The sequence below is a fragment of the Nodosilinea sp. P-1105 genome (assembly GCF_012911975.1).
Taxonomy (GTDB): domain Bacteria; phylum Cyanobacteriota; class Cyanobacteriia; order Phormidesmidales; family Phormidesmidaceae; genus Nodosilinea.
Genome location: NZ_SMDQ01000044.1, coordinates 23,321 through 47,540, shown reverse-complemented (window position 1 = coordinate 47,540; position 24,220 = coordinate 23,321). Strand labels below are relative to the sequence as shown.

The window sequence follows — 24,220 nt, the reverse complement described above, 5'->3', positions numbered from 1 at the left end:
AGGTGTCTTTGAATGATATTCGGAGCTGGTTTACTTTCCGCTGCTACTGTACCTCACCCGGATGAGAACCGCTATATCAACATTGCCCCTAGGTCAGGGTACCACTGTTAATCATGATCTCCGCTCCGCTTCCTCTGCTCAAGGTCGAGCTCAAACCGTAAATAAACTGCACAAACATCTGATCAGTAAAACTTGTCGATTGGCTGCAATCCGGGTCAAAGATTTATTCACTTCTTTACCTAACGTCTTAGATCTCAATGAGGTTAAACAGCTTTCAGATGCCTCTACAAATATCTATATAAAGCTCCTAGAAGTTTATCAAGAATCTCTTCCCATCCATATCACTTCGCCAGAGCAACTGCGAGCAACCTATGGCGAATCAGCCCTCTCTGCCTGGGGTATGCCAAAAATTGAAAAGCTGGCAGCTGAGCTAGAGCCTTTACTATTAGAGTTTCAAGAAAAGCATCGGATATCTAAAGACTGGCGTACCCTCGGATTTATTACAACGCAATTAAATTTCAGCAATGCTTTATTTCTAGAGCAACTGACGCCTGTTGAACAAGTGTTGATCACGCCCTACTTTAAGTTTATTGAGGAGCAAGTAGCGCTACCTCTACAGCGCCTGTGCAGTGCGGCCGCCAATTATGAACTGAATTCTCCTGAATTTATCTTGGTTAAGCAGATGCTGCCGATGATGCGGGATATCTCGGCGACGGTCAATGGAGCCTTGATCAAGGGATTCCCTAACTACTACGGTCGCCGGGGAAAGCTCGATAATGTAGCTGTCCAACATTCCTGCCTGCGCGATTTGGATATGTTTCAGGTTTACCTGTGGCTTTGTGTTTTGGAAGGAAGATTGACGGCGGTTGAGCATGAGCTCGTGGCGTTGTGCATTATGGTCTTAGAGAGTGTCGGCATCGCTTGGCCCCTGGTTCTGAGATGGAATGAAATGTTAATGGATGAGATCTTACGGCGGGTAGATGCCCGTCAGCGGCAGTTGCTAGAGCCTTATACAACAGGTATGGTCAAGGCCTTTGAATGCGATCGCACTCCAGTTCGACTTTAGGTCTGCTGCAAACCTTGGGCAAACCGACAGTGGCCCAAGGATAAGTCAAACAGGTGGAAGCCATACTCCTGGGACAGGGCCTCAAACACCTTGAGGCCACGGACGCTATTGCCGTGGCCATCTAACGGAGGGGAAAACACGGCAATCCCGGCTTGGTTGGGCACCACCGCCAGAATGCCCCCAGACACCCCGCTTTTGGCTGGAATCCCCACCCGAAAAGCCCACTCTCCAGCGAAGTTATACATGCCACAGGTATACATCACACTGAGAATATCCCGCACATGTTCAGCCCCCACTGCCTGAACACCGGTCAGGGGGTTCACCCCTTTGTTGGCTAGGGTGGCGGCCATCACCGCCAGGTCGTGGCAGGTGACCAGCACCGAGCACTGCTGAAAGTACAGGTCCAGGGCTTCATCAATATGTTCATCGATGAGGCCAAAGTTGAGCATCAGGTGGGCCATGGCCCGGTTGCGGTGGCCCGTGGATCGCTCTGACACAAAGGTGGACACATCCACAAACACCTCATCCCCTACGTATCGCTGAAACATGGCCAACATCCGGTTGAGGCGATCGGCAGGGTCTTGGCCGGTGATCAGGCTAGTGGTGGCGATCGCCCCGGCATTGACCATCGGGTTGTCGGGCCGCTTCGAGTCTTCATCCAGGCGAATGAGGGAGTTAAACGGGTCGCCCGTGGGTTCAACGCCGACTTTCTTTAATAGGTTCTCTCGCCCATAGTCCTCCAGGGCCATGCTGTAGACAAATACCTTAGAGATGGATTGAATCGTGAACTTCTGGGCTACATCCCCCACCTCAAACACCTGGCCATCCAGGGTGACCACACTAATGCCAAACCAGTCGGGGTTAGCCTTGGCCAGCTCAGGAATGTAGGTGGCCACTCTGCCTTCTGAGAGCCCCTTTAGCTCATGGTAGAGCTGATTTAAGAATGATTGGACCGCTGCGATCGCCATAGTCTCTCCCTAGTATGGCCACATCGAGCCATACTACAACTGCCGTAGCTTGCTTTGATCTGATCTGTGAATAATTCAGGCTAAGCCAGCGGCGGTTGCTGAAGTCTGCCAAACCCGACTCGACCAGGTCTGGCGGAGATGAATTGTTTCACTCATGTCTGGTTCCCTAGGGTGATTTGGCTTTGATGCTGGCGAAAACCGGAAGAATGATTACAATCTGGGTGATCTGGACCTATGCTTAGGTCTACTTACGGTCGTTTACCCCCTAAACAAGCCCCTATGAGTAGCATTGCCACCCGATCTCTTCTTGGTCAATCCCCTGATGTGGTGCAGGGGGTATTGGGGCCGTACCATCACCACCAGCCCAACCCCGATAATCAAACCGATCTGTATGTCTATGGCACCAGCTACTTACGGGGGGTGTTTCCGGTCCAGACCACTGGCCTGATTGGCATCTACCGCAATCATCTGTGTATTGCCCTAAAGGTGGTGTTTTCTAAGGTTGATCCCCGCTACAGCCACTTTGTGTACAACCGTGAAATTGCCAGCCGCCTGTTCGAGCGGGTGATGGGGAATGACTATGCCCACTGGCAGCCCGTAGAAGCTGACCCCCGGGCCAACGACACAGTGCACTATGTGTACTGCATGGGTCATCGGGTGGCCACCACCTGGGATGCCAAAGCCAGCGACCAGACCTTAGCTAGCGATGTTTCCATCTTTTTAGACAACCGCTGTGAGCCAGACACCAATGCTCTGTTGGCTCAGCCCTTGATTCCCCAGGTGACGGGGGGACAGGCCTTTATGCGGCGACAGCCAGGGGCGGCCAAAGTAGCCCCTGAAGCGGTAAAACTCATCGAACCCGAGGGCTTTAGTGATATTGAAGGCAACCCTTACGCCCCAGAAATCTTAAAGGCCACCCATACCTATCAAATTGTCACTGGTACTGGGGGGGGGCGCTTCCAGCCGGAAGCAGCCGTCACCCGAACCCAAGGGATCACCTGGCTGATTAATGCCCTGGGCCAAATGGCGGCCCACCCCGAGGCGATCGCGTTACCTGAAACCGTTATTAAGGCCCCCTTTGCCGATGTGCCCGCCGATCATCCCCAGGCGCCGCAGTTTGCCCTAGCCCAACAACTGGAGCTAATTTTTGCCGATGATGACGGCCAGGTGTACCCCGATGCGACCATGACCCGGGCAGAGTGGGTAGCGATGGTTCACAACGGTCTACAAGGGCTGGTGGAACTGAACTATGGCCCCACAACCGCCCTGGAAGATGTGATCGAGCCCAGGAGCGCTGGCATTACCTTTACGGACCTGAGTGGCCATTGGGGAGAGTCGGTGATTCGGTCTATGGCGGTGTACGGCCTAGCCAGTCCCCTGGGGGACAGCAGCAGCCAGTTTGGCCCCGAGGCTCCCGCCCAGCGGGACTACGCCGCCGCCCTGTTAGTCCAGTTAATCGAAGTCCCCAGGGCTGCTGTGCCAGGAGCAAAACCCCGCCCAGGGGCGATCAAGGTCTTCTCAGATATTGGCCAGGATGTTTACAAAGATGAGATTATCCAGGCGGTTAACCAGTACGGGCTGATCACCGGCTACGACGACCAAACCTTTCGTCCCAGCGAACCCGTCAGCCGCGAGCAGGCTGTCGCCATGGTGGTTAAGGCGATGCAAACGTTGGTGTCTGACCCTGACGCTATCCAAATTCCTGACACCCTGAGTGACCCGCCTCCGTTTGCTGATGTGACTGCCGGGGAAAATGCCACCAAAATCCAGTTCGCCAAAACAGCCGGGTTAGTCAGTGACGACGATGACGGTTACTTTCGGCCCCTGGATAAACTCAGTCGAGCTCAGCTGATGGCTATGGTCTACCGGGGGCTAGAGTTTGTGGTGCAGGCCAACCTAGGCCAGTCCGTGCCGCTGATCACAGCAATCATCCCCACCAAGCCCCCCCAGCCTGCCTTTCATGATGTGCCAGATGACCACTGGGCCAGGGAAATGATCTCCACCCTAGCCAGGGTCGGATTGGCCAGCCCCTATAGCGAAACTGGTACAGCCTTTAAGCCTGACCAACCGGCCCAGCGAAATGTAGCCGCAGCGGCCATGGTGCGCCTGGTCGAAACTCGCCTTACCCAGCTAGAAGCCCCCCCGCCAACCCAACCCGTACCCTTTAACGATATCCAGGGGAATCCCTATGCTGAGGCAATTTTGCAGGCGGCCCATACCTATAAGCTGGTCAAGGGCTATGAAGACGGCAGCTTTAAGCCCACCTCACCCATGACCCGGGAACAGGCGGTGTCTTTAGTGGTAGAAGCCTTGACCCACAAGGTGAAAAAAAACGAAGCCATCACCATTCCTGACCACCTGACCCAGGCCCCCTTCGCGGATGTGGATATCAATCGCTGGAGTGCCCCCAAGGTGTACTTCGCCAAACAGGCGGGGATTGTGGTTGGAGACGACCTGGGCCAGTTTCAGCCAGAAGCCCCCCTCAGTCGCGCCCAATTGGCCGCGATTATGCACCAGGCCCTACGCTATGCCATTCGGGTGGATTTTGACAAAACTACGGTTCCCCTCGACCAGGTGCTGACCGTAGACCCCAACCAGGTACGGACCTTTACCGATCTGCCCGACGACCATTGGGCTACCCCGATGGTGAAGGCCTTAGCGACTGTGGGCTTAGCCTTACCTAAAGACGCCAACACCCCGGATCAGTTTGGCCCTGATACCCTGGCCTATCGGGATTACGCTGTCGCTGCGATCGTCGGTATGTTGGGGATGTCTTATCGGCAGGCGGTGTGAGGGGGGAGGTGGCTTCGACTTTGCTCAGCCCAAGGGGGGATGGGGAAGATGGGGGCGGTGGGGAAGATGGGGGGATGTTAGCCTGACGTTTCATTATTCAGCACTTCACCCTGTCGCCAGCGATCGATCGCGTCATTAAATGCCTCGGCGGCTTCGTCGTAGAGGCAGTGACCGACGCCGGGCCGGGGCATAAAGGTGACTTGCGGACTCAAGGCTGCGAGTCCTTGGGATTGGCTGATGGGCACGACCCGGTCTAGTTCTCCCCAGAGCAGCAGGGTGGGGACAGTGAGCTCGGCCACCATCGCTTTAATGGAAGGGCTGAAGCTTGTGTTAGTGCGCGATCGCACCAGGTAACATAAGGCCCTAGCGGCTCCGCGATCGCGGGGGGGCAGGGCAAATAGGGTGACCAGGTCCTCATCCACCTGGTCTGGCACTGTGTAGATACCCCTCAGGGCTCGCCGCAGAAAACTAGGGCGACGGACCACAGAAAACAGCGATCGCAGCAGCAACGGATTAGCCACTAAGCTTTCTACCTTTAAAGATAACGCCGCTATCCAACCTGGTACCAAGTCTTCCCGCGCCGCCGGTAGGGGGACGGTAATCAACGCCAGTTGTTTGACCCAGTCGGGGAAGTAGTGGGTCACGGTTAAAGCCACTAAGGCCCCCAGGGAATGCCCCACCAAGGCCACCGGTACCCCGACCACTGTCTGGATAAAGTCAGCCACTTGGTCTGCCCATAGATCGGCCCCGTATAGGGTAGCGGCCTTGGCAGAATCGCCAAACCCTAACAAATCTAGGGCATAGACAGGCCCCCCCTGGCTGAGGGCAGGCAGGTTGTGCCGCCACTGGTTTAAATTAGCCCCAAACCCATGAATCAGTAGCAAAGGAGGCCGGTCTTCAATTCCTCCAGGCCCGGGGTTAAACCAGTAGCGCACCCGCCACCCCCGCCAGTACCAAAACCGCTGCTGTCCGGCGGCACTCAACGGCGATGGCAAACTACTTAGTAACGGTTGCACAGGGGACACAGCAGGATACCTAAATTGAGTGAGAGCGTCTAGGTTTATGGAGATCTCTATAGGAAAGAAGTTCCCAACGTTATCCACCGACCAGCACTAGGGTAGGGTGGGCTCGGCCCACCACTGGGAGATTGTTTTCCAGAGATCACCTATGACCGCAGCGATCGCTGAAAGGTTTTAACCGCCTCGACGTGATTGGCCATATTGATACAGCGCAACAGTAAAGCTAAGTCAATTCCACTCACCTCTTCGCTGGTAGCCACTTTTTCATAGCTCAGGGCATCGTTCGCGCCTCGCAGATGGTAGACCTCTAAAACCCCGTCTTCCCAGAACCAGACCTCTTTAATCTGCAATCGCCGGTAGGCCTCTAGTTTGTGAAGGCCGCCGGTAGAAAACACCACTTCAATAGCCAGATCGGGGCGATCGCGCCCAGGGGCCAGTTTGTAAGACTCATCGGCTTCGCGTTTGACGGCCCCGCCTTCACTTTCCAGGGTCATGGAGCCAGTGGGGGTGAAGTCAAACCCAGCCATCAGCAGGTAAAGCTCTAGCAAAGCGGCAATGCGTTTTTTGACGGTCTCGTGGGGTTCCCCTGGCATCCGCCGAATCTCCAAAACGCCATCTAAGAACGAGAGCCGATAGCCAGGGCGATCTAGCAGTTGCTCAATCGCTTTGAACTCTCTCCAGGTGAGACCTTCAAACAGGAGCGGGGTGGCTTTGTCGGGGGTGGCGATCGCGGTTGGCGGCATAGGAACCTCCGGTCTATCGTAGGGATGGGCATACCATCATGGTTTGGACTTGACTCTTCCAGTATTCCACAGGGGCAAGGGCACTGCCTGGAATACCTACGATGGTGCTTCTGCTACTCAGCGCAGGGACGCTCAGGGAAGTGGTGCCAACGCTATAGCATTGGCAAGATAGGCATAATCTACGGATCGACGGCCTGATTCTCCATGGCTGGTGGGAGCACGATCGAGGCAAAGGCTTTGGTGTCGTCCTGGTCAAGTTGGTGGGCCAGGTCAGCGGCTTCTAGTTGTTCTAGCAACGGTAAAATCTCGCTAGAGTGTCTAAGGCACCCCTGACGCTACTGGGTCCCCCCAGAGCAAATCTGCCGGATGGACCTCGATCTGACACAATCTAGATCTGACACAATAAAGAACGGTTTGACATAGGGTTTTGTGTATGACTTCCGGAACGGCCACTAGCCAACACTATCAACAGGTGCTGACCCTGCGATCGCGAGGCAAGTCCCTCCAGCGGTTTACCAGCGATGTGGACCGGGTGGTGCGGGACTCGGGGGTGACCACGGGCCTGTGTACGGTCTTTCTGCGTCACACCTCCGCCAGTTTAATCATCCAAGAAAATGCCGACCCCGACGTGTTGGTGGACTTAGAGAACTTTCTGGCCAAACTGGTGCCCGAGGGCAACCACTACATCCACAGCACCGAAGGCCCCGACGACATGCCCGCCCACATTCGCACTGTGCTCACCCACACCTCTGAAACCATCCCGGTGATGGGCGGGCGGTTGGCCCTGGGTACCTGGCAAGGGCTGTATTTGTGGGAACACCGGGCGCGGGGCTCGGCTCGGGACGTGGTGGTTCACGTGACGGGTTACTAGCATGATCGATAGTTTTGACCCAGTCGGCTTTAGCACCATCCCCCCTCCTCCGGAGGGGTTTAAATCGGGGTTTGTGGGCATTGTGGGCCGCCCCAATGTGGGCAAGTCGACTCTGATGAATGCCCTGGTGGGACAAAAGGTGGCGATCACCTCCCCCACCGCCCAAACCACCCGCAACCGGCTGCGGGGCATTTTGTCCACGGACCAGGCCCAAATTATTTTTGTGGATACCCCCGGCATCCATAAGCCCCACCATGAGTTGGGGAAAATTCTAGTGAAAAATGCCCGCATGGCCATCGACTCGGTGGATGCCACCCTGTTTGTGGTGGATGGCAGTGCCGAGGCCGGGCGGGGAGACCAATTTGTGGCTGAATTGCTAACCCAAAGCCAGCGACCGGTGATTTTGGGCATCAACAAAATTGACCAGCAGCCCCAAGCCTTTGCTGACCTCGATGCCAGCTACCAGACCCTGGCCAATGCCCAGGGTTGGCCCCTGGTGAAATTTTCGGCCCTGGACGAAACTGGCCTGGACACCCTCCTACAGACCCTGATCGACCAACTTGACCCCGGCCCCTACTACTACCCGCCAGACCTGGTCACCGACCAGCCGGAGCGGTTCATCATGGGAGAACTGATTCGGGAGCAGATTTTGCTCAACACTCGCGAAGAGGTGCCCCATTCTGTGGCGATCGCCATTGATCGAGTCGAGGAAGACCCCCACATCACCCGCATTCTGGCCACCATCCATGTGGAGCGAGACTCCCAAAAGGGCATCTTGATCGGCAAAAAAGGCAGCATGCTGAAGACCATCGGTTCTGACGCCCGTCAGCAGATTCAAAAACTGGTAATGGGCCAGGTTTACCTGGAGCTATTCGTTAAAGTGGTGCCCAAATGGCGGCAATCCCGCAGCCGCCTGGAAGACTTTGGCTACCGGGTTGAAGACTGATGATAAAAGGCAGAAGAGAGAAGGCAAAAGGCAAAAGGCCGAAGAACCCACCCCGCCCTCCGGGCACCCCTCCCAGGAGGGGACGATAAGTCCTGATGTGCTGAGGCAACCTCTCTGAAGATACAGGGCTTTTGCGAAGCGCTCACCCTCATTTTTAGCCTTGACAAACCACTAGTGTTCAGTCAAGAAAATAATGACAGGAGATTTGACTTAAGGTTCACGGTAAGCGGTTCAAGGCGAACCATGTACCGTGAACCGTAGACCGTGAACCGCGCCTCTGTTGACCCGTCACGTCTGGCTCTACAGATTAGACAACAGCCGCTGCACGATCTGCATGCCGGTCAGCGCCTGCCAGCCAAACAGCCCAGTCAGCACGACATTCAGAGTAATATGGGTCAGCCGAGCCGTCTCGCTGCCTTTCTGCATAAAGGGCACCAGGGCAGCTGATGTGGCGATCAGAGCAGCCATGGAGAGCCCTACCAGCAAGTGGGGACCGACGAAAAGCTTACCCGCCTCCAAATAGGTGGCCCCCATTCCACTAACGGTGCCAATTACCATAAACGCCAGTAAGATAGAGCCCACCTGGTGATGTTTGACCGCAAACTTGCCCTTAATCAGCTGCTTGCGGGTTTCAGCATCGGCCAGGCGGGTTCTGCGGGCCTGAATGCCTAGATACAGTGCATAAAGGGTTGTAGCCAGCAGCAGCCACATGACAATCGGATGGACAAAGTTAAGCCAGGGCTGAAAAGTTTCCACGGTGATTAGATCTCGCTAAGGTCTTAGGTTACAACAGGTTTTGCTTAACAAAAATTATAGGATCAGCGATCCTGCCTTGGCAAAGCATTTGTCAGGATGGCAGTATTCCCGAAGCAAAACCAGATGGACTGGCCGCTATAGCCGTCGTCATTGTTTTGGGAACGTCAGGTGAACAGGCCCAGCTCAAGGAGGCACCCGTGAGAGCACCAAAGCGATTCCTGTCGACGTTGCTAGTGAGTTGTTTAGTGGCGCTTTTGGGTGGCCAGGGGCTGCTATGGAGCGTGCCACCAGGGCTGGCTCAAGCCCCGAATGGAGGCCTCAGGGCCGAGTCGGCAGCAACTGAGCCGGTCCTGGGGAATGGAGAATCCACCGATGACAATTCTGAGCCCTCTCTAGAGCCAGGGGATGGGGAGCCAGCCTCAGCCCCTGAGCGGGTGCTGCCCACCCCTGACTTAGATCCCCCTGACGGCACCCTGCGGCTGCCCCCGGTTGTGCCTATTGACCCGTCCCCGGCTGGTAGCCCGGAAGACCCAGCCGCTGACACGGCAACCCCTGACGCTGGACCAACGGATGAGGATGACGCCGCCTCCCCTGAAGCCGAGACCAACTCCTTGCTGGATGATCTGGAGCCAGACCAGGTCCGACGGAGTCAGCTGCTGATGGCGGGGGACCAACGTTACCTGGCGGGCGACAAGGCGGCGGCGGCTACCCTCTATGGCCTGGCTAAAGACGCCACCTGGTTGGCGGAAGATCCTGAGAATGGGCGCATTTTTCCCCTGACCGACCCGGAGGATCTGCCCCCAGCGGGGCGGGTCTACTGGCGAGAAGCCCAGGCGGGGGCTGACTCTGGATTTACCAACCGAGTGCGGGTGCCCCTGGAACTGCTGGTTAAAGACTATCCGGAGTTTTTGCCCGGCCAGGCCATGTACGCCCGCTACCTGGTAAATCAGGGGCAGACTCGGGAGGCCCTTGCCCTGCTGGATGACGCCCTCACCCTGTACCCCTACCAACCTGACTTGTTGAAGGCCCAGGTGGATGTGCAGATGGCCCAGGAGCAGTGGATTGAAGCGGCCATCACCGCTAACCAGTTCGCTATACTCAACCCTGACCATCCCGACCAGGAGGCCATGGCCCAACTGGCCCGGCAAAACCTAGACCGCTTTCGGGGAGAGATGAACCAGACCCTGACCCGCAATCTAGTGTCTAATATCATTACTGGCGCTGCGGGCTATATTCTCACCGGTGGGCTGCTCGGCCCCTTTAGCGCCCTTAACTCTGGCATGTTACTGATGCAGGGGGAAAGTGGGCTGGGGCAACAGGTGGCGGAACAGGCGATGCGGCAACTCCCGATGGTCAAAGATCCCGAAATTCGGGCTTACGTTAACGATATGGGCCAAAAATTAGCGGCTCTGGCCGGTCGAGACGAGTTTAATTACAGCTTTGAAGTGATCATGGACGACAGCCTTAATGCCTTTGCCCTACCAGGGGGAAAAGTCTTCATTAACGCTGGTGCCATTACCCGCTCCTATTCAGAGGCGGAATTGGCCGGGTTGATCGGTCACGAAATTTCCCATGCGGTCCTGTCCCATGGGTTTCAAATGGTGACCCAGGGTAACCTGACGGCGAGTCTGGCGGCCTTTATTCCCATCCCGGAGGTGGCTAACATTGCTGCTAACTTGATTGTGGCCAGCTATTCCCGTGATATGGAGCGCCAGGCCGACCTGTTGGGGACTAAGCTGCTGGCGACCGGGGGCTATGCCGCCGATGGATTACACAACCTGATGGTGACCCTAGAGCAAGAGTTCGGCAATCGAGGGGTGGGGTGGTTTGCATCGCACCCCAATCCTGGGGAGCGGGTCAACTATTTGAGGCAGTTGGTTGAGCAAGGGGGGTTCGATCGCTATGCCTATGAAGGGGTTGAGCCTCACTTGAAAATTCGCCGCAAAATGGCTCAACTTTTAGCGGCTTACGAGCAAGAGCAAGCCTCGGATGCCTCGGATGATTAGATTAGGGGGGATGGACTAATATCGACTGGTGATCTTAACTCCTGTCCCTAACCGCAATGACCCTAGTGTTGACCAACGACGATGGCATTGATGCCCCAGGCATAGCTGCCTTGCAAGCTGCTTTAGCTGATCACAGCCCCTGGGTCGTGGCCCCTGACCAACACCTGTCCGGATGTAGCCATCAAATCAATCGAGGCGGGCCGATCGCCATCGACCAACGCCGCGATCGCGCCTTTGCCATTGGCGGCACCCCCGCCGACTGTACCCGAGTAGCCCTGTGCCACCTCTGCCCCGAGGCCACCTGGGTGATTTCGGGGATTAATGCTGGCGGCAATATGGGCGCTGATCTGCATGTCTCTGGCACCGTGGCCGCTGTGAGGGAGGCCGCCCTGCTGCGCAAACCCGGCATTGCCATTTCCCACTACATCCAAAACCGCCGCTCCATCGACTGGGATTGGGCCAGCCGTCTGGCCAGTCAGGTGATTGCCAGCCTGATGACTCAACCCCTGCCCCCCGGCTGTTTTTGGAATGTGAATTTGCCCCATCTGAAACCGGGCGATCGCGATCCAGACCTGGTGTTTTGCACCACCTGTACCCAGCCCCTACCGACCGAGTTCAAGGTAGAGCAGGGGCAGTTTTACTATGTGGGCGACTATGGCCAGCGTCGTCATGATCCCGATTCTGACGTGGCCGTCTGCTTTGGCGGTAACATTGCGGTCAGCAAAGTTTGTTTGTGGTAGCCCCCGTTTTAGGACCTGTCCGGTAGACTTGACCGGTAGTCGTGGGGCATTGTCATGGCAACTCAGCCTGATCAGGGGGAACTCGGGAATGGCTCGTTTTACCCATCGCCAACCCCAGACCAGTCCATGGCACAGGGCAGCCAGTATCCCCCCCTGAAGCCGGAGGTGCAGCAAGCCCTGACCGCTCTGGTTGGCCGGATGCGATTGGCGGTACAGCGGCAACAACTGAATGCCGATGTGCAAGCCCAACTGCACCGACTGGCGGTTGACCTGGCCCAATACACCAACCCAGATCTGCTGATCGAGCCGCTGACGGTGGCGTTGATGTCCGATCGCCTCTCTGATCAAGCCCGCCAGGAATTGGTCCAGGTGTTGGCCAAACTGCACACCGAGGCGGACGCCCACCAGCGGCTAAATCGCCTAGCCCACCAGGTGGAACAGTGTCTCAGCCGCCAAACGGTGCCGCCCCAGGTGCAGACGGAACTGGCCCGGCTACTCAGTCTGATGTCCAGCATTCGCCACTATCCCCACTACATTAGTGAGCTAGAACTGGCGGTATCGGCTCTGTTACCCGGGGTATTTAACCAAGATGCTGCTGGCCAATCGATCGCGATCGCCCCAGACCTCCCGCCCTCTCTACCAGGGCAGGCGCCACCTCTGCCACCACCGCCAGATACTCCGGCTAAAGGGCTCACCCTAGCCCGCAAAATTCGTAACCACCTGAGATTAATCACCCGGCAGCATCCGTTTCCCCTGCAATCGCTTTTGAGTGCATCGGGTTCAGGCCAAAACCGGCTGTTGTCAGGGTTGAGCTGGTTTTTGATCATCTTTTCCCTCCTACCTGCCTTAGCCTACGGCGGTGTGATCATTCTGGGGGTAGGGCGGATTCAAACCTTAGAGCAACAGCTAGAAAACACCGAAGCCGATTTAGAGAGGGTGCGCCAGGAACGGCGGCTAGACCGACGCCGGGCCGTTTTTTATGAAAACAACCTTGGTAGTGTGGGTACCAGACTAGAGCGAATTAATAATCGCAATGACCGTCTGCTTCGGGATGGAGCAGAGTCGGCCAATTCATGGTTGGGATATCACCGGCAGGTGGCAGGAAGACGGCAAGATAACCTAAAAGACCGCTTCGACCCAGTGCGTGATTCTCTGGGGATAGCTCCCTTTCAGGCAGAGGATGAAGCCGAACTAACGACGCAGTTAGAGACCCTAGGGGACTATGGCGATCTGGCCCAGCTCCTGCTGACCCTAGACAAAATGACCCGACCCGAGTCGGTGGAGGCCCTAGACGATCCGATTCCGGCGATGCCGTCCTGGGGGTTGCAACAAGCGCTTTTAGACCAGATTGACGCCGAGGTGCAGGGCCAGCGGGGGCTGATTAAGGAAGGGCAAGCCCTGGTAGACGAGTCCTTTGCAGACACCGACGCTGATTTAGATAGCGAAGAAGACGCCAATGCAGAGGCTCCCGAGGAAGAGACTCCCCAAGAAGAGACTGCTGAATCTGAAGAGGAGGAGCCCGAAGAACAAGACAGGTTGCTCCAGATTGTGATCGATGGCTTGATAGACACGGCTAACGAAGTGGATTTACCCCTGATACTGGCGGTGGTTTCAGCGGGGGCTCTCGGTGGGTTCGTCAGCGTTATTGTCCGGTCCAGCGACTTAGTTCAGGGGGCAGAAAAAAAGCCCCTGGACTTGTTTTTTGTGGGGTTTTTTCGCCCGGTGGTGGGCATGACCTTTGCCTTCTTTTTGGTGGCGGTGATTGAATCGGGAATTTTGTCGGGCATTTTTACCCTGGGTCGGCAGGAGGGAGCCGAGGGAAGCGATCGCAGTATTTACCTCTATATCGCTATCTCGTTTGTGGCCGGCTTTAGCGAGCGACTGGTGCGCGATTTTGTCGTCCAAACCGAGCGCCAAATTACGGGCCTACCACCGTCCCAGGACACCTCCGATGGTCAAGATCGTTAGAGGCTCGGTGTAGAAATCCGGTTTCTAACCATGCTGCATTGATGCTCCCGTCAGGACTCCAATAAGGAACATTACATTTTCAGCTGTACCCATAACGGATGCTAAGATCCTGGCAACAGAATTGGGATTTGCCCCCATGGTTAATAGTACGATTGTCCCTTTGTCGTCTTCAAACCGCGCTAGTGCAGGGGGAGATCAGTTTCCCTACACTGTTTCCCAAAGCCTAATGCTGGTAGGGAAAATTTTATGGTTGCTCTTACTGATTGGCCTATTTGCCCTATCGTTCATTGTCTGGATCTGGATCGCCAGTTTTCGCAGCGGATGGCGGTTTTGGAGTTGGGTTGAAAGCCGACCTCACCCGCAACAGGTTTCCATTGGTCTGCTGTATGGGCTAATCATTTTAGCGGTATCACCCTTCTTTTTGTTTTTGGACTGGACCCAAAAACAGTTTGACCGGGTGCTGCCTGAGTGGATGAAGCTGCCTGCCCAGGTGCCGTTCCGCCAGATCTTTGAACAACGCCTGGGAATTAAGCTGGGAGATGAAATGCCTTTCTTCCTAGAAAAAGACATTGACGGTTCTGACTAGTAAAGTAAGGCAGAAGTAAGAAGGCAAAAGGCAGAAAGGGAATCCCCTATGTGCCCAGGGTTTTGCCGTCCAGAAATAGCAGTGCCATTTCCGCCGTGGAGTACTAGTAGTCTGTCAAGCCAGAAGTGACGGGTCAGCAGGGCTGAGATGCATGGTCTACGGCTATCCTTGAATCACTCACCGTGAGCCTTGAACCCTAAGTCGCATCTCTTGTCATTATTTTTTTGACCGAACACCAGTGGTCAGTCAGGCGTGAAATTTAAGCTAAGAAACTTTGGATAGGCCAGGAGCCAAAATCCAAGGGTTAGAATCCAGGCCCTTCTTTTATTCTGACTCCTGACTCCTGAATTCTATGACAGGCATAGCTTCCCTAAGCGAGGGAAGACGCCTCAGCTGTCTCTGTTTCGGTAGCGGGTAAGGCCGTGGTCTGTGAGCCGGAGTCGCCCGAGGATGGTGGTGACTCCACTGAAGAGGTCATTTTCTTGAGCCCATGGGCACTGAGGCCGAGTAGAAACGCTAAGATGGCTGGTCCAATAATCAGAGAGAAAACCAAGGACAACATGGCTAGCCTCATGGTAATTTCGCCCATTATGCCTTAGTTTTTGACCGTGGCCCAGGGCGATCGCAACCAAGAGCAGGCTTTCCCCCTGAAATAGGGCCAATACCAATCATGTCAGTTTGTGAAGCCCCCAGAAAGCAGGTGATAAACTTGAGGCAATTGTGTTCGCCTGTGTGCGTTTATCTATGCCCAGGATGTAGGGGCAACGCAGAGATTAGCTAGGTTTTGAGTAACTTACACGAGGGTAAGCTCGTGGCCACAAGGGTACAAGCTCCGGGGGGAGCAGCCCCCCAGTCGGATACGCTGGTGAGTTCTAGTGTGCTGACGCGATCGCCGTTGACCAGCGATGAGTTTGAGGTGGATGGGCTAGAGGGGCGATCGCCGACCCCATCGGAGTTTTCTACCTCTGCCTTTCAAGAAAATTTTGCTGGGGTGCCTGTTAGCTCTGGCGCTATGCCCCTGGTGCAGCCCAAGCTGGTGGTGGGGCCAGCCAACGACAAGTACGAACAAGAGGCCGATCGGGTTGCTGACCAGGTAATGGGTATGTCAGAGCCGGGGGGGCTGCCAACTCCCCAGCCAGCCCCTGGCCTGCAACGGCAGTCGATCGAGTCTGAGTCGATGCCCGATCTGGACGACGACGACGAGTTGGTGCAGACCAAGGCGTTGGGTCCGCCTCCATCCATTAGCCAGGTTCTAGGAGCCGATCACCAGCTGCAACGGGAGCCCTTAGACGACCTAGACGATGACGACGAGCTGGTGCAAATGAAGCCGGCTGGTGCAGCCACGGCGATCGCCTCGCCCACCTTAACCAGCCAACTGGGCCAGGGCGGTGGCCACCCCCTGCCTAGCTCAACCCGCCACTTTATGGAAACGCGGTTTGGGGCTGACTTTAGCCAGGTGCAAGCACATACCGATGCCGATGCGATGCAGATGAGCCAAAACCTGAAGGCCCAGGCGTTTACCAGCGGTCAACATATTTATTTCGGTGCAGGCCAATATCAACCGCATAGCGCCAAAGGACAGCACCTCCTCGCTCATGAACTGGCTCATACGATTCAGCAGGGTGCAAGCAAAACTCATATCTCTCAAAGCAAGCCAAGCTCCAGTGTGCCAGTGAGCCAACCCACCGATGCCTCAGAACAAGAGGCTGAAACAGTCGCTAACCGGGTTGTCACAGGACACTCCCTCTCCCCAAACGCCCTATCAAGCATAGGAACGACCAATTCTCACCTCATTGCCCGCAGAGCAGCAGCAGATATTCCAGCTACACCCTCAGACATTTCCAAAAAGGCACCGAGCGATCGCATTTCGCTAGTGACAGCGACCTTTGAGCCTAGCGCTGCGATCTCAGACTACCTTGAAACCCAAGGGCGACATGGAGGGGCTGTCAACGTGCAACTGGGTAATCTAGCCGCAGGTACCATTCCCGTCAGAAAATCAGGAGAAACCTATCAAACTCCTGGGCGTGGGAATGCGGCATACAAACCCGTTCCCCTAATGCATCGGGCATTGCAGCCCTTGCGATCGGCTGGGGTTGAGCCTGTTCTTGCCGTCCGCGTACAAAATAATGCTATTGACGGCTACATTACCCTTGCTCGCAATCAAACGGTAGCGGGCAACCAGGCTGCTCTACCTAACTGGGTTAAAGATCATGCTCAGGAAATGGGCTGGCTAGGGTTTGACATCAGCCGCATTCCCCGAGTCGAAAACAAGCTGCAAGCTGGCGCCCTTTCGTTACAAATGACAGATTTCCCCGTGCGCGTCGGCGGCTTCATCAATGGCACAGCCAGCTTTGGGCTGAGTAATGAAACTACTACCTTTTCTGCCAGCGGCAACATTAGTGTTCCCCATCTCACAGATACCCAGATCAGCATTGAACAAGATGCAGCAGGCAATCTTAATGGTAATACCGATATTCCGGTTCAAATTGCTAACTTCTCCGGCCAAGTCATTGCCCAGTTCCACAACGGCACTCTCGATATCCGGGGCACGGTCGGCTACCAGGCCGAAAAATTCAGCGGCGAAGTCACCCTACTGGTCACAGATCGAGAAACGGCCCGCAATGTCGCCAAAAATGAATTGTCGCCAGATGCCATCACTGACTCCGCCGCCCAAGCCTCTGGCGTAACGGCAGATCCCCAACCAGGTCCCAGAGCGATTGCCGGATTTGGCAACCTCAACTTTGCCTTCACCGAATGGATGACCGGCCAAGCCCAGGTGATTATTGACAATGAAGGGCACATCACCGTTGTGGGCGAAATTGCCCCTCCAGCCGAAATCGAGCTATTCCCCCAGCGGGACTACATCTACGACATCTTTAGTATTGAAGTTCGTACTTTGTATGGGGTGCCCTTAGTCGGCAACGTCTTTGTGTTTGCCAACGTCGGCATGCAGGCTCTGGCAAAGCTAGGACCGGGTAAAATCTACAACATTGCCATCATAGGTCGCTACTCCACTGACCCTGATGTCTTGCAGAACTTTGAGATGGAAGCTACCCTCAATATTTCTGCGTTTGCTGGTCTACGGATGCGAGCTGAAGGGGGGGTCGGGGTTCAGCTCATGAAGCACGACATTAAGACTGGTGTTGGACTAGATGGGCTAGCAGGTGTTCAGGGCTATGTCGAAGCAACTCCCACCATTGGCTATCGCGAAACCGCCGACCCTCAGGAGGGCCGCCAGGGAGAATACTTTATTAAGGGACACATGGAAATCGCGGCTCAGCCCTTCCTTGGGTTAGGCGGCGACCTATTTGTGGAACTCGATAGTCCCTGGTGGTCGCCTGCTCCCAACAAGAAATGGACCTGGCCGTTGTTTGACCTTGAATATCCCTTGCCGGGTGAATTTGGCATTGGGGCTGATGTGGACTACGTGATTGGGTCTGGAGAACTGCCCGAAATTCAGTTCGGTGAAGTGAACTTTGACTCCAGCAAGTTTATGACTGATCTGATGAATGATCATGTACCCCCCAAGAGTCAGGGTGAACAGGAGACCGCTGGAGAATGGCAGGAAGATCAAGCCGAGGGTGCTGCCGCCGACCCCACCGTAACAGCCCAGACAACCTCTCCGTCTGATGATCCGGCCAGCCCTCGCCGACTGGGGGATGAACCCGTCCCTGCCAGCCCACAAGAAGCCCAAAATCGCATGGGAGGTATGGAAGCGCTCGCCCAACTGGTAGACCGCTCTCAAGGTCAACCCCTGACCGAAGCCCAATTTACTAGCGCCATCAGCAGCTTGAGAAGTCGCTATCGATTCTCCCGCTTAGATATCGAGCGACGTGACGAGGATTGGTATGTCCGAGCCGCCATGAGCGATCCAGTGGATTTCACTGTGCAGGGAACAGAACAAAACGAAGTAGAAGAACGTTTCGGTGAAGGTCCTCATGCTGGAGCAATGCGTATTGAAGAAGGACCTCCTTTTGGAACAACTGACGAGCGGCATGGCGAAGTTGCTGAAGAAACACCCTCGAGCACACCAATTCCACCAAGATTGGATGGGCAGGATCTACAACGAATTGAACAGGGGCAAGTTCTCAATCTAACTCAGTTTAGGAATACATTTGGGCCTCAGTTTCCAGAACGAATGCTCCCTCCCGGTTTCAGACCGCCTAACGACCCACAAGGTCGGACAAATAGAGAGCGGTCAAAAGCAGGTCTTTCTGCTGTCCTACTTAGCGGTGAGCGAGTAGAGCTTCATCACGTTGATCAAGATTTCTTCAGTCGTCTTGATGAAATGAGCGCAGGATTCCATCGCAGTGTTCATGACGATCCTGAGTATCATCCGTATACTGACGATCCTGGCTATGCGTCTTGGCGCAATGAGCCAGCTTTTTACTATGGGCGAATTAGGACTCTGGGTTACATCTATAACAACATTCGGCGAAGGTATTGGCGTAACCGCTTTAGGTAAGAAAGAACTGTCATCTCTCATGGAAGGTACGCTTACCCTTCTCGCATCACTCTAAAGTAACGTGAGTTTAGATTAAATCGAAGGCAGTAGGTTGTGGATCAGTGCAATCGAAGGCTTCTTGGGCTGGTGGCGATATATAGTCAGTGCGATCGCTGATCTTGTAATATGGGTTTAGTGCAGCGTAACCCATGTGGTTTAAGAGTTACAACCACCCAAGGTGATCGCAAGAAAAGAAATTACCAGTTAAGCCGGACGGATCAGAATGTTGTACTTCGGTAACAACGGATTTTGTTCCAGTCGGTCTTCAATACTGACCATCTCTTGTTTGGTCAACGTAATTCCTTTTTCAGAAGTCGAGGTGTTCAACCGGACCCCACTCTCCGCACGTCAAAGTGTCACACTCAGAAATTAAAGCTAAAACTCCCGGTTCGCTCATTTTTGAGTAAGGTCAGCGAATTGGGTTGAATTTGGGCTATGGAAACCCCTCTAACCGTTATCACAGAACGGGTTGACGATATTATTCTAGCGGTGATAGAAGGGGTGAGCTCATCAGAGGAAGCGATCGCGGCTGTAGAACCCTAGAAGCCTTGCAAAATGGTCGGCTCTTTATTTAGCGTTAAGATCAGCATCAGGCCGTCTCGGGGAGAAAGCTGGTGACCCAAACCATTGCCGCCGATAAAATCACCCTCTACGACCTAGAGCAACAGTTTCAGCTACAGCAGTCCTTCGCCCCTGACTTTTTCCCAGAATGGCAGCGGGGGCTGCCTGCCCTAACTACAGCCGAACAAGAAAGACTCCAGCGGGTCAAAGCCATTGCCGCCAATTTAGAGCGGCGATCGGTTTTAGAAAATACGGTCAAGCTAGCGATTGTGGCACCGTTGCTGGACTTGGCTGGTCTCTTTTTGCCGCCGTTTTACGTCAGCACTGAAGACGCTGTGGAAATCGAAGCCATTGATGGCGACTTAGCAGTACGTGGTCGCATCGACATCCTGGTCATTAAAGAGCGACTTTGGGTTTTGGTGATTGAGTCGAAGCGGGCTGAATTTTCTCTGAAGGTTGGTATTCCTCAGGTATTGTCTGACATGCTAGCCGCTCCTACCCAGGATCTGCCTCTATACGGCCTTGTTACCAACGGTACAGATTTTCTCTTTACCAAACTACTGCGCCAAAAAACGCCCTACTATGCCAAGTCTAAACAATTTGTGCTAGGTCAAAATGACGACTTAGAGCAAGTGCTGCAAATCCTGAAGCGGTTGGCAGCCTTGGTGGTGTGAATGGACGGCCTATGGCTCACCCCACTGAATATGTGTTTACGCAAACAAATTTGCCCTAAAAAAATAAACGATTATCAGCTTTGGTAACGATATCTCAACAATTCAACTGTTGTTCGGGCAAATGGAGTTAAGTTTAGGGCCATATCGCCTGGTAGGTGGCTAAACCTAGTTTTTTAGACCACCCGCCTAACAAGTGTTTCCTGTATCCGACGCTACCGTAGCTGCGATCGCCTTCCAGGGCAGTTCTTGATTGGACTGTCGTACTAATTTGACGCGATCGCACGAGAATATTCTTAGGAAAGGACACTGCCCCCGTGACCACTTTTCCTGGTTCCCCTAAGTTGCCGAAGGGTGCGATTGTTGCCCTGAATCCGGCCACAAATCAAATTGTTAGTACGATCGCGTTTCAATACAACCCTGAATCTCTCAGCCGGACATTGCAGGTGCAAATGGCCGAGGGAGATGATGCCGCCAGGGAAGAAGGGCTGCGCTTGGAAGGTGCTCCAATTGAGACCCTGAAGTTGGAGATTGAATTTGATGCAACTGACAAGCTAGAGCAGGCTGATTCCGACGCTGTAGAACTGGGGATCTACCCTCAACTAGCGGCTTTAGAAACCTTGATTTACCCCAGTGTTAATGCTGTCAAGGCCAATATGAAGCTGGCTGATCAGGGCGGACTGGAAATTATTCCAGTGCAGGCCCCGCTTACGCTGCTGGTGTGGGGTAAAAAGCGAGTTCTGCCGGTGCGGCTGACCGATTTCAGCATCGAAGAGCAGGCCTACGATGTCAACCTCAACCCAATTCGGGCCAAGGTGGCCCTAGGGCTGCGGGTGCTTAACTACAGTGATTTGTCCTGGAATGAGCGGGGAGCTCGCTTGTTCTTGGGCCACCACGAAAATCTGGAATCTATGGCCCGCAAGGGTCGTTTGACGAATCCGTCGGCGGTGACGGGGGTGCGGTTATGACGATTCGATTGTGACCCTGACGTTTACCGCCGTTGATTTGATGTTGATTGCCTTTTCCAAGGATTTCACTGTGTTTGACCATACCAGCCGCTACTACCCCATCGACACCGCTGAGTATAAGACCACCGACGGACGCACCATTGCCTATAAACGGCGGCGGTTTGTCCCCCAGGGTAAGACCGTACCTCTACTGCAAGAGGTGACGGTAATTGACGGCGATCGCCTGGATTTGATCACCTATGCTGGCCTGGGGGATCCCGAGCAGTTTTGGCAGGTGTGCGACGCCAACGATGCCCTGAACCCCGCTGATCTGACGGCAGAAACTGGGCGGGTGTTGCGGATTCCCCGGCCACAGGTGTAGGGGGAGTCATGGCCTTAGGCATTAACCTGACAGTCTTGATGGGTAAATCAGTCCCTAAGCCAGTGCCTCGGCAGGTGGTGGAGGCGCTGAAAAGTGTGGAGGTAACCCACACCGACGAGGGGCGATCGGGGTTTCAAATGGTCTTTGGCATCGGGCGGCGCGATCGCAATGACATCAAAGACTACCAGCTGGTGAAAAATCCCCTATTTCAGGTGTTTAACCGGGTGAGCTTGGTGGTCAGCTTTGGCCATGCGGCCCAGGTGCTGATGGATGGGGTGATTACCAACCAGCAGCTCTCGCCCAGTCCAGAGCCGGGGCAGTCCACCTTCACCCTAACCGGCGAAGACGTCAGTGCCCTGATGGATCTCGAAGAACGCTCCGAAGAACACGCGGCCCAGGACGAAGCCACCATTGCTCGGATGATTTTGAAACGCTACGCCACCTACGGGGTTATACCCCGGGTAATCACCCCTCGCTTTATCGATCGCCCCACCCAAAATGAGCGGATTCCATCCCAGCAGGGTACTGACCTGGCCTATTTGCAGCAGATTGGCCAGCGTTTCGCCCATGTGTTTTATATGGTGCCGGGGCCGGTGGCGGGCAGCAGCACCGCCTATTGGGGGCCACCCCAGCGGCAGACTCGTCCCCAAAAGGCCCTGACCATGACCATGGGTTCCTACACCAACCTGACGTCGGTCAATTTTCAGAACGATGCCATGGCCGCCACCGAGGTGGAAGGGCAGGTGCAAGACCGCCACACCAACCAAGTGCGACCAGCCCAGGAAACCCGCAGCGATCGCCCCACCCTGTCTGCCAACCCAGCCCTAGAGGACAATCGCCTCCGGCGCACCACCCAGTTTCGGGAAACCGGGCGTGACTCTGCCCAGGCCGATGCCCTGGTGCAGGCGGTTGTCGATCGCTCTGTGGATGATGTGGTCACCGTCAGCGGCGAATTGGACACCATTCGCTATGGAGATGTGTTGCAGCTGCGGGGCCTGGTGGGGTTGCGGGGGGTGGGCTACAGCTACGACGGCCTGTACTACGTCAAAAGCGTCACCCATACCCTCAGCTCTGGCCAATACAAACAAAAATTCACCATTACCCGGGACGGGTTGGGTAGCACTGTGGAGCGAGTGGCGATATGAAACAGTTCTTTGGCAAATATCGCGGCAAAGTGACTGCCACCAAAGACCCCCTGCACCTGGGTCGGGTGCAGGTACAAGTACCCGCCATCTTTGGGGAAGGGCGGCACAGCTGGGCCATGCCCTGCACCCCCTACGCCGGTCAAGACATTGGCCTGTTTATGGTGCCCCCCGTAAACACCAACATCTGGGTGGAGTTTGAAGGGGGCGATCCTGACTACCCGATTTGGAGTGGCTGCTTTTGGGGCGAGGGGGAACTACCGAAGGCCGCCCAGGTGGAACAACCTGAGGAGGTACAGGTGTTTAGGACGGCAGGGGTCACCCTCACCGTTAGCCGTGAAAAAAACAAAGAAGGTGTCACCCTGGAGGTGGATAAACCAGTGGTAGACAAGCCCCTGAAGCTGATTTACAACCCGGCTGGCATCGAGCTCAACCACAACAATAAGATGACCGCCAGGTTCATTACCGACGGGCAAACCCTGGAGTTGAAACATGGCGATACCTCCACGGTGACCTTGACCGCCGACAAGATTCAACTGAAGCAGAGTGCCATCGAGGCCGTACTCACCAGTAACAGCATTGACCTCACCTGTAACCCCGCCACCGTCAAACTCAGTACCGCCTCCGGGATTGAGCTGGCCAATTCCCCCGCTACCGCGAAGCTGTCCTCCTCCGGCATCGAGCTCAGTAGCACTCCGGCGACAGTCAAGCTATCCCCTGCTGCCATCGAACTCAGCAATGGTGCGGCCAACGTCAAACTTTCCCCAGCCAGTGTCAATGTCAACAACGGTGCCCTGGAGGTGATCTAACCTGTCCGACGTATCTCCATTCACATTTGTAGCCAGAGGGTACCATGCCAGGTTTTTTGCTCAATGCCAGTTCCACCGTCATCTGCGCCCATGGCGGCCAGGCCAAGCCCCCGGTACCCAATCCCCGGGTGCGGGTGATGGGCATGCCGGTGACGACCCAAGGGCCACCCTATGTGGTAGCGGGCTGTGCCAACCCTCCGCCTCCGGCCAATGTCGGCCCCTGTATTGTCGGCAATTGGATCATGGGTGCCCTGCGGGTCAAGGTGATGGGGATGCCGGTGTTGTTGCAGAGTAGCCAGGCCATCTGCGTGCCGACCGGCACCCCCCTAACGGTGATTGTGGCCAATGCCCGTGTCAAAGCGATGTGAGAACTGCCCCTATGTCCTTAAACATTCGCTATCCCTTTTCGATCGATGGTCGCGGCCGGGTGGCCGAGGCCGACTTGGATGACCACATTCGCCAGCTGATTGAGCAGGTGCTGTTTACGGGGCCAGGGGAGCGGGTGAACCGACCCACCTTTGGCAGCGAAATTCAGCAGTTGCTATTTGCCCCCAACAGTCCAGAACTGGCGGCGGCCACCCAGTTTATGGTGCAGGGAGCTTTGGAGCAGTGGCTGGAGGATGTGATTCAGGTGGAAGCGGTGGAAGTGGAGAGTGATGACTCGCGGCTGACGGTGACGGTGCAGTATATCAAGCGGCGCACCCAGGAACGGCAGCTGGCTGAGTTTACCCGGGAGGTGTGA

21 protein-coding genes are annotated in these 24,220 nt (G+C 55.3%); 16 read left to right on the top strand and 5 right to left on the bottom strand.

Features of this window, described 5'->3' with window-relative positions:
• Positions 1–61 precede the first annotated feature (61 nt).
• Entirely contained in the window at positions 62–1,066 is a 1,005-nt protein-coding gene (locus tag E1H13_RS17485; RefSeq protein ID WP_169615008.1) for a hypothetical protein, read from the top strand.
• Here E1H13_RS17485 and glsA read toward each other — a convergent pair.
• Positions 1,063–2,034 carry a glutaminase A gene (gene glsA, locus E1H13_RS17480; protein WP_169615006.1) on the bottom strand — a complete coding sequence of 324 codons (972 nt, stop codon included), beginning with the start codon at positions 2,032–2,034 and terminating at the stop codon, positions 1,063–1,065. The two genes, E1H13_RS17485 and glsA, sit on opposite strands and share 4 nt — an antisense overlap.
• Positions 2,035–2,313: 279 nt before the next feature.
• Here glsA and E1H13_RS17475 point away from each other — a divergent pair, with 279 nt between their 5' ends.
• The gene (locus E1H13_RS17475; RefSeq protein ID WP_169615004.1) at positions 2,314–4,827 is read left to right on the top strand and encodes an S-layer homology domain-containing protein; all 2,514 of its coding nucleotides are present in this window, start codon (positions 2,314–2,316) and stop codon (positions 4,825–4,827) included.
• A 77-nt stretch (positions 4,828–4,904) separates the two neighbouring features.
• Here the strand turns inward: E1H13_RS17475 and E1H13_RS17470 are convergent, their stop codons facing one another.
• Positions 4,905–5,852 carry an alpha/beta fold hydrolase gene (locus tag E1H13_RS17470; RefSeq protein ID WP_347404180.1) on the bottom strand — a complete coding sequence of 316 codons (948 nt, stop codon included), beginning with the start codon at positions 5,850–5,852 and terminating at the stop codon, positions 4,905–4,907.
• A 140-nt stretch (positions 5,853–5,992) separates the two neighbouring features.
• The gene (locus E1H13_RS17465; RefSeq protein WP_169615002.1) at positions 5,993–6,589 is read right to left on the bottom strand and encodes a Uma2 family endonuclease; all 597 of its coding nucleotides are present in this window, start codon (positions 6,587–6,589) and stop codon (positions 5,993–5,995) included.
• Positions 6,590–7,022: 433 nt separating this feature from the next.
• On the opposite strand from E1H13_RS17465, the gene E1H13_RS17460 reads away from it, so the two are divergent.
• Both E1H13_RS17460 and era read left to right on the top strand, forming a co-directional pair.
• The gene (locus E1H13_RS17460; RefSeq protein ID WP_169615000.1) at positions 7,023–7,460 is read left to right on the top strand and encodes a secondary thiamine-phosphate synthase enzyme YjbQ; all 438 of its coding nucleotides are present in this window, start codon (positions 7,023–7,025) and stop codon (positions 7,458–7,460) included.
• 1 nt (position 7,461) lies between these two features.
• Positions 7,462–8,406: a GTPase Era gene (gene era / locus E1H13_RS17455; RefSeq protein ID WP_206070638.1), complete on the top strand. Its 945-nt coding sequence runs from the start codon at positions 7,462–7,464 to the stop codon at positions 8,404–8,406.
• 300 nt (positions 8,407–8,706) lie between these two features.
• Here the strand turns inward: era and E1H13_RS17450 are convergent, their stop codons facing one another.
• Positions 8,707–9,168: a DUF4079 domain-containing protein gene (locus E1H13_RS17450; protein ID WP_169615014.1), complete on the bottom strand. Its 462-nt coding sequence runs from the start codon at positions 9,166–9,168 to the stop codon at positions 8,707–8,709.
• Between the two features lie 191 nt (positions 9,169–9,359).
• On the opposite strand from E1H13_RS17450, the gene E1H13_RS17445 reads away from it, so the two are divergent.
• The 4 genes from E1H13_RS17445 to E1H13_RS17430 all read left to right on the top strand — a co-directional run bounded on the left by E1H13_RS17445 (position 9,360) and on the right by E1H13_RS17430 (position 14,462).
• Complete coding sequence (locus E1H13_RS17445) at positions 9,360–11,168, top strand: M48 family metalloprotease (RefSeq protein WP_347404179.1); 1,809 nt, start codon at positions 9,360–9,362, stop codon at positions 11,166–11,168.
• Positions 11,169–11,224: 56 nt separating this feature from the next.
• Positions 11,225–11,908, top strand: a complete 684-nt coding sequence (surE, locus tag E1H13_RS17440; RefSeq protein ID WP_169614998.1) for a 5'/3'-nucleotidase SurE — start codon at positions 11,225–11,227, stop codon at positions 11,906–11,908.
• A 54-nt stretch (positions 11,909–11,962) separates the two neighbouring features.
• Complete coding sequence (locus E1H13_RS17435; protein ID WP_169614996.1) at positions 11,963–13,876, top strand: hypothetical protein; 1,914 nt, start codon at positions 11,963–11,965, stop codon at positions 13,874–13,876.
• 136 nt (positions 13,877–14,012) lie between these two features.
• Positions 14,013–14,462 (top strand): hypothetical protein, encoded by a 450-nt coding sequence (locus tag E1H13_RS17430; RefSeq protein ID WP_169614994.1) that lies wholly within the window; start codon positions 14,013–14,015, stop codon positions 14,460–14,462.
• A gap of 370 nt (positions 14,463–14,832) precedes the next feature.
• On the opposite strand, the gene E1H13_RS17425 is transcribed toward E1H13_RS17430, so the two are convergent.
• On the bottom strand, positions 14,833–15,024 hold the full coding sequence (locus tag E1H13_RS17425; RefSeq protein WP_169614992.1) for a hypothetical protein: 192 nt from the start codon (positions 15,022–15,024) through the stop codon (positions 14,833–14,835).
• Between the two features lie 249 nt (positions 15,025–15,273).
• Between E1H13_RS17425 and E1H13_RS17420 the strand changes: the two genes are divergently transcribed.
• From E1H13_RS17420 to E1H13_RS17385, 8 genes are all read left to right on the top strand, one after another.
• The gene (locus tag E1H13_RS17420; protein ID WP_169614990.1) at positions 15,274–18,927 is read left to right on the top strand and encodes a DUF4157 domain-containing protein; all 3,654 of its coding nucleotides are present in this window, start codon (positions 15,274–15,276) and stop codon (positions 18,925–18,927) included.
• A gap of 653 nt (positions 18,928–19,580) precedes the next feature.
• Positions 19,581–20,201, top strand: coding sequence for a restriction endonuclease subunit R (locus E1H13_RS17415; protein WP_169614988.1), 621 nt, complete (start codon positions 19,581–19,583; stop codon positions 20,199–20,201).
• A 314-nt stretch (positions 20,202–20,515) separates the two neighbouring features.
• Complete coding sequence (locus E1H13_RS17410) at positions 20,516–21,166, top strand: hypothetical protein (protein WP_169614986.1); 651 nt, start codon at positions 20,516–20,518, stop codon at positions 21,164–21,166.
• Positions 21,167–21,176: 10 nt separating this feature from the next.
• Complete coding sequence (locus E1H13_RS17405; protein ID WP_347404178.1) at positions 21,177–21,527, top strand: hypothetical protein; 351 nt, start codon at positions 21,177–21,179, stop codon at positions 21,525–21,527.
• An 8-nt stretch (positions 21,528–21,535) separates the two neighbouring features.
• A complete protein-coding gene (locus E1H13_RS17400) occupies positions 21,536–22,672 on the top strand; it encodes a hypothetical protein (RefSeq protein ID WP_169614984.1) in 1,137 nt (378 codons plus the stop codon).
• Positions 22,669–23,478 carry a phage baseplate assembly protein V gene (locus E1H13_RS17395; RefSeq protein WP_169614982.1) on the top strand — a complete coding sequence of 270 codons (810 nt, stop codon included), beginning with the start codon at positions 22,669–22,671 and terminating at the stop codon, positions 23,476–23,478. Before E1H13_RS17400 ends, E1H13_RS17395 begins: the two co-directional genes overlap by 4 nt.
• Before the next feature lie 44 nt (positions 23,479–23,522).
• Complete coding sequence (locus E1H13_RS17390) at positions 23,523–23,846, top strand: hypothetical protein (protein WP_169614980.1); 324 nt, start codon at positions 23,523–23,525, stop codon at positions 23,844–23,846.
• A gap of 11 nt (positions 23,847–23,857) precedes the next feature.
• Positions 23,858–24,220 (top strand): GPW/gp25 family protein, encoded by a 363-nt coding sequence (locus tag E1H13_RS17385; RefSeq protein WP_169614978.1) that lies wholly within the window; start codon positions 23,858–23,860, stop codon positions 24,218–24,220.